General features: G+C 33.8%; 14 protein-coding genes. All 14 read left to right on the forward strand.

Annotation, left to right across the window (positions count from 1 at the left end; all coding sequences use genetic code 11):
• Positions 1–316 precede the first annotated feature (316 nt).
• The 14 genes from J4P91_RS08715 to J4P91_RS08780 all read left to right on the forward strand — a co-directional run bounded on the left by J4P91_RS08715 (position 317) and on the right by J4P91_RS08780 (position 16,442).
• The gene (locus J4P91_RS08715; RefSeq protein WP_207993643.1) at positions 317–2,131 is read left to right on the forward strand and encodes a polysaccharide biosynthesis protein; all 1,815 of its coding nucleotides are present in this window, start codon (positions 317–319) and stop codon (positions 2,129–2,131) included.
• A 110-nt stretch (positions 2,132–2,241) separates the two neighbouring features.
• Complete coding sequence (locus tag J4P91_RS08720; protein WP_207993644.1) at positions 2,242–3,396, forward strand: glycosyltransferase family 4 protein; 1,155 nt, start codon at positions 2,242–2,244, stop codon at positions 3,394–3,396.
• Positions 3,381–4,481, forward strand: coding sequence for a glycosyltransferase family 1 protein (locus tag J4P91_RS08725; protein WP_207993645.1), 1,101 nt, complete (start codon positions 3,381–3,383; stop codon positions 4,479–4,481). The genes J4P91_RS08720 and J4P91_RS08725 overlap by 16 nt, the downstream gene beginning before the upstream one ends.
• A 60-nt stretch (positions 4,482–4,541) precedes the next feature.
• Positions 4,542–5,633: a glycosyltransferase family 1 protein gene (locus J4P91_RS08730; RefSeq protein ID WP_207993647.1), complete on the forward strand. Its 1,092-nt coding sequence runs from the start codon at positions 4,542–4,544 to the stop codon at positions 5,631–5,633.
• A 30-nt stretch (positions 5,634–5,663) separates the two neighbouring features.
• Complete coding sequence (locus tag J4P91_RS08735) at positions 5,664–6,566, forward strand: glycosyltransferase family 2 protein (RefSeq protein WP_207993648.1); 903 nt, start codon at positions 5,664–5,666, stop codon at positions 6,564–6,566.
• 150 nt (positions 6,567–6,716) lie between these two features.
• On the forward strand, positions 6,717–7,790 hold the full coding sequence (locus J4P91_RS08740; protein ID WP_207993650.1) for an EpsG family protein: 1,074 nt from the start codon (positions 6,717–6,719) through the stop codon (positions 7,788–7,790).
• Positions 7,791–7,892: 102 nt separating this feature from the next.
• Positions 7,893–8,660, forward strand: a complete 768-nt coding sequence (locus J4P91_RS08745) for a glycosyltransferase family 32 protein (RefSeq protein ID WP_207993651.1) — start codon at positions 7,893–7,895, stop codon at positions 8,658–8,660.
• Positions 8,653–9,270: an acyltransferase gene (locus J4P91_RS08750; RefSeq protein WP_207993653.1), complete on the forward strand. Its 618-nt coding sequence runs from the start codon at positions 8,653–8,655 to the stop codon at positions 9,268–9,270. Before J4P91_RS08745 ends, J4P91_RS08750 begins: the two co-directional genes overlap by 8 nt.
• A 67-nt stretch (positions 9,271–9,337) precedes the next feature.
• Positions 9,338–10,540, forward strand: coding sequence for a glycosyltransferase (locus tag J4P91_RS08755; protein ID WP_207993655.1), 1,203 nt, complete (start codon positions 9,338–9,340; stop codon positions 10,538–10,540).
• An 89-nt stretch (positions 10,541–10,629) separates the two neighbouring features.
• Positions 10,630–11,661 (forward strand): glycosyltransferase, encoded by a 1,032-nt coding sequence (locus tag J4P91_RS08760; RefSeq protein ID WP_207993656.1) that lies wholly within the window; start codon positions 10,630–10,632, stop codon positions 11,659–11,661.
• A 17-nt stretch (positions 11,662–11,678) separates the two neighbouring features.
• On the forward strand, positions 11,679–12,839 hold the full coding sequence (locus J4P91_RS08765; protein WP_207993658.1) for a polysaccharide pyruvyl transferase family protein: 1,161 nt from the start codon (positions 11,679–11,681) through the stop codon (positions 12,837–12,839).
• Positions 12,840–12,852: 13 nt separating this feature from the next.
• Complete coding sequence (locus J4P91_RS08770; RefSeq protein ID WP_207993660.1) at positions 12,853–14,043, forward strand: glycosyltransferase; 1,191 nt, start codon at positions 12,853–12,855, stop codon at positions 14,041–14,043.
• A 12-nt stretch (positions 14,044–14,055) separates the two neighbouring features.
• The gene (locus J4P91_RS08775; protein WP_207993662.1) at positions 14,056–15,237 is read left to right on the forward strand and encodes a glycosyltransferase; all 1,182 of its coding nucleotides are present in this window, start codon (positions 14,056–14,058) and stop codon (positions 15,235–15,237) included.
• A 20-nt stretch (positions 15,238–15,257) separates the two neighbouring features.
• Positions 15,258–16,442, forward strand: coding sequence for a glycoside hydrolase family 88 protein (locus J4P91_RS08780; protein WP_207993664.1), 1,185 nt, complete (start codon positions 15,258–15,260; stop codon positions 16,440–16,442).
• Positions 16,443–16,511: the final 69 nt, after the last annotated feature.

Raw genomic sequence — 16,511 nt, forward strand, 5'->3', positions numbered from 1 at the left:
ATAGGGTACGGTGATGCCTCCTTACCGCTATCAATGGAGACACTCGGTCATGCTGTGGGTTAAAAAACCTTAGACGTTAGTCGTCAAGAGTATGGTGTGAGGGAGGGTTGAATGCCCAAATTTATTTGAAGTTTTTGTCTAGAAAGTCTTTCTAAAGGATTTTGTAGATAGGAACTTTGCATGAGTTGGGTATTGATTGCTTTCCTTGTTTATATATTCAGCTGTACATATGTAATTTATAAATCCATTAATTGTAAGATTACAATTAATGGTATTTATTTTTGCTATAAAAAAATTGAGAGAGAGGGGGCCTATTATGACGTATCGTCAAAGATTATTCTTATTGATTTTAATAGATTCCTTAATCGTATTAACCACAGTTTTCTTTAGTCGCTTCGTAGTAAGTGCTGATTTCAATGTCATAACATTTCCCATCGTAGTGAGTGCAATAACCCTGCTGCTTAGCCATCATATTTTTTCCTTTATTTATAAGCTTTATAAAAAAGCATGGGAGTATGCAAGTATAGGAGAGTTGCTAATTATTTTGAAAGCAATCACACTTTCTATTATTACAACAGCAGTCGTGCAACAAATATTGGTTCACGACATTTACTTCCGTCTCCTTGTTGTAACGTGGATGATCCATATTTTACTGATTGGAGGATCACGTTTTCTATGGCGAATGTTCAGAGATGCTTATATCAAAAAAGGGGACGACAAAAAACGAACGCTGATTATCGGTGCAGGTTCTGCGGGTACAATGGTCGCAAGGCAACTTTTGAATGGTAATGACACAGAATTACTGCCTGTGGCATTTATTGATGACAATATAAAGAAACAAGGATTAGATATTCTTGGAATCCCGGTAATTGGAGGAACTGACCGCATTGAGTTTGCTGTTCAGCAATTCAATATCGACAGCATCATAATAGCAATTCCTTCACTTAGTAAGAAAGTATTAAATAGGATTTTTCAAGAATGTTCCAAGACAAAAACAAAGACACAAATTCTTCCGATGTTAGAGGATTTAGTGACTGGGAAAGTTTCAGTGAATGAATTTCGTGATGTCCAGGTAGAAGATTTATTAGGACGCGAACCGGTTGAATTGGATATTGAAAGTATTTCAGGCTTCATTACTGATAAAGTTATTTTGGTAACTGGCGCTGGCGGCTCAATTGGATCTGAAATTTGTCGTCAAATCGCAAAATTTAACCCGAAACAATTGATTTTATTAGGTCATGGTGAAAATAGTATTTATTCCATTGAAATGGAGTTGAAAGAGCTATACCGAGATACAGGTATTGTCTTTACTACAGAAATTGCTGATGTACAGGATGATTTGAAAATGATGTCAGTAATGGGTCAATATCAGCCTCAAGTTGTTTATCATGCTGCTGCGCATAAGCATGTGCCGTTGATGGAACGTAACCCTGAAGAAGCTATCAAAAATAATTTAATGGGAACAACAAACGTGGCAAAAGCAGCGAGTTGGCATGGGGTTGAAACGTTTGTAATGATTTCTACAGATAAAGCTGTGAATCCGACAAGTGTAATGGGAGCAACGAAAAGGCTTGCTGAAATGGTAATTCAAAACTTGGACAAAACAAGTAACACAAAATTTGTAGCTGTACGATTTGGTAATGTATTAGGAAGTCGTGGCAGTGTTATACCGCTCTTTAAAAAGCAAATTAAACAAGGTGGTCCGGTTACGGTTACCGATCCAGATATGATCCGTTACTTTATGACAATTCCAGAAGCGTCCAAGCTTGTAATACAGGCTGGAGCATTGGCTGAAGGCGGAGAGATATTTGTTTTAGATATGGGGGATCCTGTAAAAATAGTAGACCTTGCAAAAAATTTAATCACATTATCAGGAAATTCACTGGAAGACATACAAATAAAGTTCACTGGGATAAGACCTGGAGAGAAACTTTTTGAAGAATTATTGAAAAAAGAAGAAATACATGAGCAGCAAATTCATCCCAAAATTTATATAGGTAAAACATCGAATCTGTGTATAAGTGAAATTGAAGCCGTTATCCAAACTTATGCTAATCTTGAGAAAGATGAATTAAGAGAACAGGTATTGGCATTGGCAAATAGTCATAACGTTTCACAAAGCACAATGTAAATATAGATTTGTATACGTGTGCTAAAACACATATTTTGCCATGCGAAACAATAGAAAATAAAGTATGCACAGGCGGTTAGACAGACTATAACAAGTGTAGGGTGATAGATGTGAAAAATAAAGTATTATTCTGTGCAACGGTAGACTTTCATTTTAAAGCATTTCACTTGCCATATATGAAATGGTTTAAAGAGCAAGGCTGGGAAGTCCATGTTGCTGCTGCTGGCAACATGGAACTTCCATACGTGGATAAGAAGTATGAAATTTCTATTCAGAGATCGCCTTTGCAACTTGAGAATATTAAGGCTTATAAAGAGTTGAAAGCTATTATTGATAAAAATGAATATAAAATCATTCATTGTCATACACCGATGGGAGGGGCCATTGCACGCTTGGCAGCAAGAAAATCTAGAAAGTATGGAACAAAGGTTTTATATACTGCCCATGGATTTCACTTTTGTAAAGGGGCTCCGCTTGCAAATTGGCTGTTATATTATCCAATTGAAAAAATGCTGGCGAATTACACAGACTGCCTTATCACAATTAATCAAGAGGATTATAAATTGGCTGTTCATCGGCGTTTCAAAGCAGCGAAAATTGAACAAGTTCATGGAGTGGGAGTAAACACAGAATATTTTAAACCGATTGATGAAGTTCAAAAGCATCGTCTAAGGATCGAGATGGGGTATAGGCCGGACGATTTTTTGATGTTTTATGCGGCTGAGTTTAATAAAAATAAAAATCAGCAGCTTTTGATTCGTTCATTAGCTTTAATAAAGGATCATGTTCCTAATGCAAGGCTTCTATTGGCTGGGGATGGTCCCTTGATAAATGAGTGCAAAAATTTGGCGAAACAAATGGGTGTATTTGAAATGGTAGATTTTCTCGGTTATCGGAATGATATCGCAAAGATTTTACCCATTTGCGACATTGCGGTTGCATCGAGTCTTCGTGAGGGATTACCAGTTAATATTATGGAAGCGATGGCTTGCGGATTGCCCGTTGTAGCTAGTGAGAACAGGGGACATAAAGAGTTGATTCAAAATGGTGTAAACGGCTGGACGGTAGGTCGTGACGATATACAGACAATGGCAGAAAAAATAAAATATCTTGCCGGAAACAGTGGCTTAAAAAAGATGCTTGGAGAGTCTGGACGTGAAATAATTAAAAACAATTATGCTGTCAATAAAGTATTGGCAGAAAAGAGTTATATTTACACCATGTTTATGAATGGAACGGAGGCGTTAGATTGGGTTGGCCATTAAGAATTTTACATGTTGTAGTCAATATGAACCGCGGCGGTGCGGAAACCCTTATTATGAACTTGTACCGGAATATAGATCGAAATAAAGTACAATTTGATTTTCTCACTTGTAAGGAAGGCGTTTTCGACAAAGAAATATTAGAATTAGGCGGGACAGTACATAGAATTCCATATATTACTGATGTTGGTCATACAGAATACATAAAGTCTTTAGATACTTTCTTTGCGTCTCATCGAGAATATAAGATTGTTCACTCACACATGGATAAGATGAGTGGATTTGTGCTGCGTTCAGCTAAGAAAGTGGGTATACCAGTTCGGATAGCGCATAGTCACAACACTAGTAGTGAAGGTGGTATTGCGGCAAGAGCTTATAAGTGGTATGCAGGGAAGTATATATTGCCAAGTGCGACACATCTGCTAGCATGTTCGAATGCAGCATCTCAGTGGTTATTTGCAGGTGAAACAGATACTGTCACAATTTTAAAGAACGGAATTGAACCTGAAAACTTTTCATTCTCCCCAAAAATTAGAAAACAGATAAGAGAGGAACTAAATCTTACAGTTGATAATTTTGTAGTAGGGCATGTCGGAAGGTTTGCGCATCAAAAAAATCATGCATTCCTTATAGAAGTGTTTGCTCAGTTAATTAAACTTAGACGAGATGCTGTTCTTGTTTTGGTGGGTGATGGCCCGCTACGTGTAAATATTGAACAGAAAGTAGAAGAATTAAATTTAGGGGATCATGTAAAATTTCTTGGCATAAGGAGTGATATAAATCATTTACTTCAAGCTTTTGATGTATTTGCATTCCCATCCATTCATGAAGGATTACCTGTCACCCTTATAGAAGCGCAAGGTGCTGGATTATCTTGTGTAATTTCGGATGCGATAACGAAAGAAGTTGATATGGGGGCAGGTTTAGTGAATTTTGAGAGCATAAATACCTCCCCGGAAATATGGGCTCAGAACATATTGAATATCAATAAACGTACGCAAGATGTAGAAGGGTATATCAAACAAAAAGGATATGATATAAGTGAATCGGCTACTTGGCTTGAGAACTTTTATCTTCAAGCGCTCTAATTCATGATAATAATTTCTATATTTTTAATAATGTCTTAAGGATTAAAAAGGAGCACAATGATGTCAAGAGTTTCATGTTGTCTTAGGCTAGGAGAAGTTCCGCTGCATCTTTATCATATAACTGCAGGTTTCGTTCTACTCGCTCGACAAGGAGTAATAGACTTGAGGGTAGAGAAACTGAGTAAGAATCATCGAGATCGATTACCGTATAATATGATGGAAGTTATAATTAACGGGAAAATTCGAGTGTTATATGATGTGAATGATGGTTATGATAATTTGCTTAAGGAAAATCAGGATTATGTTGAATTTATGAATAGTTTATTGGAAAAATACGACTTTTATTTCAAGAGAAGTTTTAGTAAGCATTATAATTCAAAGTTAAGGTATAAGGAAAAAATGCATCCCCTTGGATTAAATTATATGGTTACAATACCTGGGAATATTGCACATTCTCCTATGCCTCAAGATCCATTAAGAGAGAAAATTAAGAAAACAATACGTAAGATGCCATTCTCGCAATATTACAATAATTTATATCACATTAATTCCTTTGAAGATATACCTCACAGGGAAATAGATTCGAACATTCTTTTTATGGCTAGGCTATGGGATGTAAATGGAGACTATGAAGGGCAAATTTCTTCAGAAAAAAAGGAAGAACGTGCATATATTAATGATTTTCGAGCAGAATGCATTAGACTTTGCCGGAAAGAGTTTGGAGATAAATTTTATGGGGGAGTGGCACCATCACAATTTGCATGCAAAAATTATGCAGATATTGTTATAGAAGATGGAAAAGCTACTGAACGGAATCATTACCTCGAAAAAGTAAAAAAATCTGCAATTTGTATTGCAACTATGGGATTACACGAATCTATTGGTTGGAAATTTGCTGAGTATGTTGCAGCAAGTAAGGCTATAGTAACAGAAGAATTGCATTATGAAGTCCCAGGTAATTTTCGTGATGGTCAAAATTACCTTGTTTTTAAAACACCAGATGAATGTATAAATCAAATATATACTTTATCAAATGATGAGAACTTCAGATATCAAATGATGGTTAACAACTATAGATATTACCATGAATATGTAAGACCTGATAGATTAGTATTAAATAGTATATTAACAATATTGGGAAATGAATTTTAATAGATTAGATGATTAATGGGGAGATGCAAATTGAAACCTACTCTTACAATTTTTACACCTACATTTAACCGTGCTTACACGCTGCATTTATGTTATGAAAGTTTGAAGCGACAGACTTGTAAGGATTTTGTTTGGTTAATTATTGATGATGGATCTACAGATGATACAAAAGAGTTAATAGAAAATTGGATTTCCCAAGGCATCATCTCAATTCAGTATCATTATCAAGAGAATCAGGGGATGCACGGGGCACACAATACAGCTTACGAATTAATTGGTACGGAACTTAATGTTTGCATCGATTCTGATGATTATATGGCAGATGATGCTGTTGAAAATATTTCTCGTTTTTGGAAAGAATATGGAAGTGATAATTATGCTGGCATAATAGGGCTGGATGCTAATCCAGATGGAATGGTTATTGGAACTATGATGCCAGAACATTTGAAGGAATCTAAACTGACAGATTTGCATGCGAAATATAAAGTCACAGGTGACAAAAAGTTAGTTTATCGATCTGAGTTAACACGAAAAACCCCACCATATCCAATATTTCCGGGTGAAAAGTACTGTCCTCTCAGTTATAAATATATTCTTATTGATCAAGAGCATCCGTTACTCATCATGAATAAAGTTCTTTGTCATGTTGAATATTTAGAAGATGGATCTAGCATGAATATTATTAAGCAGTATAGAAAAAATCCTCATGGGTTCTCATTTTTTAGAAAAGTTGCTATGAAATATGCTCCTACATTAAAAGAAAAGTTTCGAGAATCTATACATTATGTATCTAGCAATTTGATGATTAGAAATTATAAATTTCTCATTGAGTCTCCATGTAAATTTATTACTTTGATGGCTACACCTCTTGGGGTTATGCTTCATTTTTATATTCAAAAGACAAGTAAGGCTACTGTTTTGAAAAATAAATAGTAGGACTTTAACGAACCATATATTTTATTGTCACATGTATTTAGATTGTAAGGAAAATATAAGACTATTAGGCTATATAAATGAATGATTTGGTTAAAGAATAGCAAAGAGTTTTATATTTGCAATCTGTAATATGAAAGGAATTTAAGAATGTTTATATTTTGGGTTACGTTAGCTTTAGTTTATATTCTTTCTTTTTTAGCAAGATATTTTTCTAATCCTGTAATGATGGGGCCGCACATTGTTCAAACAAAGCCAAATAAGCTGTTAGTATTTTTTGCAATGGCTATTCTTGTAATGGTGTCTGGTCTCCGCAATGGTATCGGAGATACTTTTGTTTATATGTATTCCTATAAAAAAGATACTTTTGATTGGGAGCGTATAAAAGAAGCAAAAGATATGGGTTTTAATGTTTTTCAGATGATTTTAAAAAAATTTTCTAATGACCCTCAAATATTGATTTTTGTAACTGCACTAATAACAAATGTACTTATTGTATTGGTTTTATATAAGTATGCAAGAATGTTTGAATTAAGTTTATATGTATATATAACAGGTGGAATGTATTTAGTATCAATGAATGGAATAAGACAATTTATGGCGGCTTCAATCATTTTTGCTGCAACAAAATACATATTTGAAGGTAACTGGAAAAAGTATGTTTTAATTATTTTGCTCGCATCAACAATACATCAAACTGCACTTATCCTTATCCCGATCTATTTTATGATTAGGAGAAAGGCATGGTCATGGGAAACATATGTAACCCTTTTCTGTTCTGTACTTATCGTTATAGGGTTTAATCAATTTATAGATACGTTATTCTCAGTCATAGGGGATAGTCAGTATGGAGATTACAAGAATTTTTCTGAGGGCGGTGCAAACATACTTAGAGTTGGAGTCAATATTCCGCCAATTATTATTGCTTATCTTGGGAGAGAGAAACTCAGGAGGATATTTCCAGGCAGCGACTATATAGTAAATATGTCTATATTAGGACTCGTATTCATGGTAATTTCAACACAAAATTGGATTTTTGCAAGATTTTCTATATATTTTGGATTATATCAATTAATTTTAATTTCATGGATCATCAAGTTATTTACTGATAAAGATCAAAAACTAATTTATTATGCAATATTAATATTGTATTTTATTTTCTATATCTACGAGCAAGTAATCTCGTTAGGGATTGTTTATACAAGTGATTTTCTAAAATTCTAAGGTCTTTAAGGTGAAATATGCTCATGGTTAGTTGAGCAATGAAACATGGATATCTGTGTATCTTAGTATACAATTTCATATGTTAAGAAAGGGGATCCTGAGTTGGCATTTACAGAAAAGGTTCCGCGCATTATCCACTACTGTTGGTTTGGTAAAGGGGAAAAGCCTGAAATAGTAAAAAGATGTATAAATAGTTGGAAAAAGAATTTGTCCGAGTATGAAATAATTGAGTGGAATGAAGATAATTTTGATATGAATTGTAATTTATATGTGAAAGAAGCTTATGAATCCAAAAAATTTGCATTTGTAAGTGATTATGTAAGGGTATACGCTCTCTATAAATTTGGAGGGATTTACTTAGATACGGATGTAGAGGTATTCAAACCTTTTGATGATATGCTTCATCATGATTCATTTTGGGGATTTGAACAAGAAAATTACATAGCGACAAGTACGATAGGGTCGATTAAAGGAAATAAGTTAATTAAAATGTTTTTGGATTCATATGAAGGAAAAGGGTTTATCAAAGAGGATGGAAACTACGATGATTTAACCAATGTGGCCGTTGTAACTAACATACTGCAAAATGTGGGATTGAAATTAAATGGAGAATATCAAGAAATAAGTGGGATGGGAGCCTTTTATCCACAAACCTACTTTTCTCCGTATGATTATATCAATTGTAGAAAGTTTATAACTGAAAATACGTATGCAATGCATCACTTTTACAAAAGCTGGTTGCCTCCTAAAGTAAGAATCAAGAGTAATATAAAATTGATTTTAGCAAAAGTGATAGGTGGAAATAACATTGCTAGGTTAAGAAAATATGTGACAAGAAAAGAAGGTTTTAAGGAGAATACACATGACTAAGGTATTCAAGAAAATAATTCAAACGATAGTTGCAGAAAGCCGTAATAGAGGACTGTACTTTACTATATTAATGAATATTTCACACTTAATAGGTGCATTAAGAGGCGCTTTCTATAAGGTAATATACTTTCGTAATATAAAGTGCTCAGTCTTTTCTCTTCAAGCAAATAGCAAAATTGAGATCTTCAATAAGCGTTCAAAAGTCAATATTGGAAAGTTTGTATTTGTAAGAAAGAATGCCAGCATTAGAATGGACTTTGACGGAGTATTAGATATAGAAGAAAAAGTATTCATTAATGATAATTGTAATATCAACTGTGTAAATAGAATAGCGATTGGAAGACATACAAAGATAGGACCAAATGTGTGTATTAATGACCACGACCATAATTATAAAAACCCTACAGATGGCCATTTGGTAAAAGGTGAGGTAAAGATAGGGAAGAATGTTTGGATTGGTTCTAATGTAGTTATATTGAAGGATACTGTTATAGGCGATAATACCGTAATAGCCGCCGGAAGCGTTGTAAAAGGTCGTATTCCTTCTAATACGCTGTTTGTGAATAAAAGAGAGAATGTGTGTATCGATCGCGCTAGTTTAAGCAGCTAATAAAAAGTTTTTACATACTGCGATTATTTTCATTTACTTACATCAAAACATGAACGTGAGGAAGCGTATGAAAAAAAATGTTTTAATCTCTATCTATGATATGGAAATTGGTGGAATAGAAAGAAGTTTAATTAATATGCTGGAAAGTTTCGACTATGACACATACAACATAGATTTATTGATATTTAATCATACCGGAGAGTTCTTAAATCTAGTACCTAATAAAGTTAACGTACTACCACAGGTAGGTGGATATACTGTCTTTAGGAAGTCAATTGCGCAATGTATACGTGAACGATATTTTGGGGCAGTAATCACAAGAATAATAAGTAAGTATATGGCAGGGAGAATATCGAAAAAGAGACGTTTAAAGGAAGGTTCGGGATATGTTCAGATGCAGCTTGTGTCAAAGTATGCAGCATATTTTTTGCCTAAGCAGAAAAAAAAGTATGACTTTGCAATTAGCTACGCATGGCCACACGATCCTTTAGCTGATACTGTTAGCGCTGATAAGAAGGTAGCTTGGATTCATACGGATTATAGCACACTAGAAATTGATAATAAAATTGACCTTGCTATGTGGAATAAGTTTGATTATATAGCATCTATATCAGACGAATGTACAAGGGCATTCTTGACTGTATATCCATCGCTACAAGATAAAATTTTACAAATAGAAAATATTACTTCGCCCAAATTTATTCGGAAGATGGCTGAAGATATTGTAAGTTTTAATAAACAAGATAACAGCGCTTTTAATATTTTATCGGTTGGAAGATTGTCATATGCTAAAGGGTTTGATGTTGCTATAAAAGCTCTTAAAGCGTTACATAATAAGGGGTTAAATAACATAAAATGGTATGTGATAGGATACGGATCAGAGGAATCGACCCTTAAGGAACTGATAAAGGAACAACAGTTAGAAGACAGTTTTATACTATTAGGCAAACAAATCAACCCATATCCATATATGGGATTATGTGATTTATACGTTCAGCCGTCCAGATATGAGGGAAAGGCAGTTACGGTTACGGAAGCTAAAATCCTAGAAAAGCCTATATTGATAACGAATTATCCTACTGCAGCCAGTCAATTGGATGATGGAATTGAGGGCGTTATATGTGATTTAAGCGTAGAGGGGTTAGTCGAAGGAATCGAAAACTTATATAGAGACGATGAGCTAAGGAAAACATTAATCAATAATTTGCGAGATAGAGATTACAGTAATAATGCTGAGTTGAATAAGCTGTATAAAATTATAGGCGCCTAAACAATAAATACATCAAGTATAGGAGATAACAATAAAGGTGTATTTATGACTATAGCATAAGAGATTTCTCATAAAGGTGTGATTTAGGAATGAGTAAAAAAGTAAGTGTAATAATACCAGTCTATAATGCAGAAAAATATATCACTCAGTGCATAGAGTCACTTTTAAATCAGACCCTCCAAGAGTGTGAGTTTATATTTATTAATGATGGTTCGATAGACAATAGCAGAGAAATTATTGAGGGATATAAACAAGTAGATGACAGAATAACACTTATAAATCAAGAAAATCAAGGTGTAAGTATTGCAAGAAATATGGGCTTACAGTTAGCTGCTGGAGAATATGTCGGATTTGTTGATGCTGATGATTATATAGACAAGGATATGTATGAAACACTATACAACTCAGTGAAGCAGAGTAATTGTGATGTAGTTATATCAAATTTTAAGGGCGAGATGGAAGGACATAAGGTAATTATAAAATATCCATTTCCTATAGATATTGTTCTTAAAAAAGATTATATAGAGCAAGAAATATTACCTTATTTCCTTAAGGCAGATAATTTAAATACTGTTGTAAATAAGATCTATAGAAATAGTTTAATCAAAGAGAATAACGTTAAATTCCCAAGCGGGATTGCATTGGGGGAAGATGGAATGTTTAACGTTGAATTCTTTAGCATTGCAACTCATATGAAATATATAGATTATGTAGGTTACCATTATAGAGAAGTAGCTGGTAGTGCAACTCGAGATACCTCGAAAAAAGATTACTTCAAGCGAGCTGTCGAAGTGTATAATATGGAATTACCAAAAACCTATACGGGAAAGGTTGACAAGGTAAAGATACGTGAACTGAAATCAATAAAGTTTATCAATAGTGTAATTTCCTACATATATATTTATTTTGAACCGTCTAAGGACATACGGTTTAGTAAGAGATATAAATACGTAAAAAATATGGTACGTAATAAATATGTTAGAGAGGCATTGCCACTATATTATGGAGAAGCTTATAGCAAGCTTGGGAGATATGAAAAATTTTTAATAAATATGATGAAAAGAAAATTTACTGCGGGATTATACTTTGCAGTCTCTTACAGCAGATTTAGAAATAGATGAAATTGGAGGAAGTTAGCGTGAAGATTATGATGTTTGCTCATGGGGGCAGTTTGAATAGAGGGTGCGAAGCGATAGTTCGAGCTTCTACAAATATTATAAAAGAAAAAATAGATGGAGCAAAAGTATGTTTGGCATCAGATAGACCCGAAACAGATAAGGTAATCAATAAGTTAGATTGTATATATGATGGCTCCAGCATCAGTCTGAAAAAGTATTCATATGATTGGCTATTATCTTCAGTTAAAGTAAAGTTCTTTAACGATGAGTCTTATGCATTGGGAAAAATCCATCATAATATAATCAAGCATATCAAAAGTGCCGATGTATGTTTATCTATCGGTGGGGATAACTATTGCTACGGAGAGCAACCTGGGTGGTATGAGATTGATAGAAGAGTAAAAATGCAGGGGAAAAAGCTAGTATTATGGGGATGTTCTATAGGAGAAGAGGATATGTCTGAACGAAAGTTGGAAGATCTAAAGCTCTTTGATTTAATATTAGCACGTGAAACTCTTACCTATAATATGTTGAAAAAACACGGGCTGAATAATGTTCAGTTGTGTGCCGATGCTGCGTTTACGATGGAGAAGGAAGAATTGGAATTGCCTAATGGATGGCAAGAAGGAAATACAATAGGTCTTAACTTTAGTCCGCTTGTAAGGAATAGAAATAAAAATTCTCAAGTTGCGGTAAGGGATTTAATTAATCACATATTAAATACTACAGATATGACAATTGCTCTTACGCCTCACGTTATTGAGGATGGGAACAATGATTACGAAGTTCTCTACAAATATTACGAAGAATTTAAGGATACAGGCAGAGTGATTCTGCTACCAAATAACCTAAACGCAATACAATATAAGGGATATATAGCTAGAATGCGTTTCTTTATAGGAGCTAGAACGCATGCAACTATAGCAGCTTACTCAAGTTTTATTCCGACTATGGTATTAGGATATAGTGTAAAGTCTAAAGGTATATCTAAAGATATATTTGGAGAAGAGAAATTAGTTTTAAATATAGAGGAAATATCTGATAGTAATAAATTAAAAGCAAGATTTGATGAGATGGTAAGAGAGGAAGAGGAAATAAGACAAAAGTTGCAACAATCTATACCGAATATAAAGAAAATGTCTTACAAAGCAGTAGAATATTTGAAAGAATTGTCTAATTAATTTGGGGTACATCATGAAAAAAAAACTACTATTTGTTATGCCTAGTTTATCTGCTGGTGGCGGAGAGAAAAGCTTGATAAATTTACTATCTCAGATAGATTACAGTTTATATGATGTAGATTTATTTTTGTTTAGTAAAACAGGAACATTCATAAATTCGATACCAAAAGAGGTAAATATATTAGATCTGCCAAGTGATTATAAAATATTTATCTCTAGCTTCAAAAATTCAATAATGGGCTTTTTAAAGAATGGACAAATTGGTTTAGCATATTCAAGATTGATGTTCACTATTAAGAATAGATTGATAGAGGACGCTTCAATTTCAGAACAGTATACATGGAAATATCAAAGTAAGTCATTTGAAGTTTTAGAAAAAGAGTATGATGCAGCGATAGGCTATCTTGAAAAGTCTTCCATATACTTTGTGGTTGATAAAGTCAAGGCAAAAAGAAAGGCCGGATGGATACATACAAACTACTCGAATTCAGGTATGGATTGCCGGTTCGATAAACCATATTTTGAACAATTAGAAGATCTAATAACGGTCTCAGAAGAGTGTGCAAAATCGTTACAAGAAAATTTTCCACATCTAAAAAATAAAGTTACAGTTATATATAATATAGTAGCCCCTAAGATTATATATGATTTATCTAAAGAAGATATAGAAGAGGACAATTTGTTTGATAAACATTATACCAATATTATTACTGTTGCCAGATTAAGCCACGAAAAGGGTTTAGATTTAGCGGTGAAGTCTTGTAAGTTACTTATTGAAAAAGGATACAAGATAAAGTGGTACGTATTAGGGGATGGGGATGAAAGAGATGCATTAGAGCGTTTAATAGAAGATCATCATCTATCAAACCATTTTACAATTTTGGGAGTTCGAGAAAATCCGTATCCTTATATACGAAAAGCGGATATATATGTGCAACCATCTAGATATGAAGGTAAGTCTATAGCAATTGATGAAGCAAAAATATTGCGGAAACCGATAGTAGTGACCAACTTTGAAACTGCAAAAGATCAAATACATCATGGAATAAACGGAATTATTGCTGAGATGTCTGAAGAAGGAATAGTAAATGAAATTGAAAGGCTTATCAAAGATATAGAATTGAGGGAAAGAGTCGTAAATCATTTATCTACAGAAAAGTTAGGAACCGAAAAAGAAATAAATAAGCTCTACGGAATTCTTTAAAAGGTGATTATTATGAAAAAAAACGTATTATTTGTTATCAATAATTTGAACTGTGGTGGGGCTGAGAAGTCGTTAATCTCTCTGTTGAATACGATGGATTACTCTAGCTATGATGTGGATTTATTTTTATTTAAGCATGAAGGTTTATTTTTTAATAAAATTCCTAAACAAGTGAATATATTGGAGGAACCTTCTGAGTATCAGTTGTTTGATATGCCGATAAAAGCAGCTATCATGAAATGTTTGCGACAAGGGAGACTAGATATAGCCTTATCAAGGGTTTGTGCAGGTTACATATTTAAAAGTGAAAAAAACAACGCCCGTTGTGAACAAAGAGTGTGGCGATATCTATCAAAGTCTTTACAGACTATAAGTAAAAAGTATAATGTAGCGATTGGGTACTTAGAAAAGAACCCAGTTTATTTTTGTATAGACAATGTAAATGCGAATAAGAAAATTGGTTTTATACACACTGATTATGACAAGTTAGGGATGGATCCTAACATTGATATGGATTATTTTCGTTCATTGGATCATATCGTAACGGTATCGGACGAATGTGCCAATGTTTTAAAACAAAGATTTCCTATATATAACGACAAAATAGGTGTTATTCATAACATCGTATCTCCAAGTACGATACATAAAATGTCACAGGAAAAGGTAGATATAGAGCGTAAAGGAATAAAGATTGTTTCTGTAGGAAGGTTAAGTCATGAAAAGGGATTTGATTTGGCCGTAGAAGCATGTAAGAATCTGGTTGAGACTGGATATGAAATCAAGTGGCATATCATCGGAGAAGGGGAAGGTCGAAATAAGTTGGAAAAAATGATAGAAGAAAATCATCTTCAAGATCATTTTTTACTGTTAGGGCTGAAAGAAAATCCCTATCCGTATATAAGAGAAGCAGATATATATGTACAACCATCCAGATTCGAAGGGAAATCTATAGCAATAGACGAAGCAAAAATACTGCATAAGCCAATAGTGGTAACAAACTTTAGTACAGCTAAAGACCAAATTGAAAATGAAGAAAATGGAATTATTGTAGACATGGATGCTCATTCACTTTCGGAGGGAATTAAGAAATTAATACATAATGAAGAATTAAGAAATAAGTTAATAAAGAACTTATCAGATGAAGAGCTAGGAACCGAGTCGGAGATAAAAAAATTATATACATTATTTAAGTAGTATAGAGAGGACATAATGATATGGTTATACAGGCAGTGTGTTTTGTGTTACTTGCTGTAATCGCAATGATTATAATGATTGATTTCATTCCTATATGCAAGAATTGGCTGGGAAGAATAAAAATAGGAAGATATACGGATAAAAGTTTATGGAATCAGTCAATCACTGATATAGGTGTTAAGTGGCTAAATAAAACGCCAAAGATTAAGGTAACTGATAACACAAGATTAATCGCAATTGACATGTTGAAAGGAAATTATACGAAAAGTGCTATACAGCATTGGCAAGAAGCATCTTTAATATTAGGATTGTCTGAATACCTCAAATATAACGATGACAGAGCGGTGAAACATGAAATCACGAAGTTTTTGAACTCCAAATTTGATCATAATGGTCAGTGGGTGCACAAACCTCAGTATGTAGATGGAGCAATACTTGCTTATGCGATCATGAAGCTGGATTTTGAGGGTATAGATAAATATAAAAAAGCCTTAGATGCTACTTGGGAAATGATACAAGAGCATTTAGGTAAAGATGGTACGGTAGAATATAGAAAGTTTATGAAAGGGTATCGATATGTAGATACTATAGGTTTCATATGTCCATTCTTAGTGGCTTACGGTGTTAGATATAACAAAAGTGAGTGTATAAGTTTGGCTGTAAAACAGATTAAGGAATATGAGAAATACGGAATGTTAAGTTTAAGTAATATACCATGTCATGCGTATAAATTAGAGGGTAAAGTTCCCCTAGGGCTGTATGGCTGGGGAAGAGGCCTTGGATGGTTTGCGATAGGTCTTATAGATGCATGGAATGAATTGCCGCAAAACAACAGTTATAAACCTGTATTAGAAGAAAGTGTACACAAATTTGCAAAAGCTGCGATGAGCTTTCAACAACAACAAGGGAATTGGAACTGGACTGTAACCAGGAATGAATGCGGACCAGACTCTTCCGCTACATCCACACTGGGGTGGTTTATGTTGAATGCAGCAAAGATAGAAGATATTTCAAAGGAATGTTTAGAAAGTGCAGATAAATCAATCGGTTATTTGATGGGAGTGACAAGAAGAAACGGAGCTGTCGACTTCTCTCAAGGTGATACGAAGGATATAGGTGTATATTCTACATTATTCGATATATTGCCATTCACGCAAGGGTTTTGTATTAGGTTAATAAATTTGCGTAATAATTCTAAAATTTAATCATTCTTGTAAGAAGAATGATTAAATTTTAAGAATTAGATTCATAAATTTTATTTTAGAACAGAGGAA

Origin of the sequence: Bacillus sp. XF8 (genome assembly GCF_017498755.1) — a bacterium.
Classification (GTDB): Bacteria; Bacillota; Bacilli; order Bacillales; family Bacillaceae_G; genus Bacillus_A; species Bacillus_A bingmayongensis.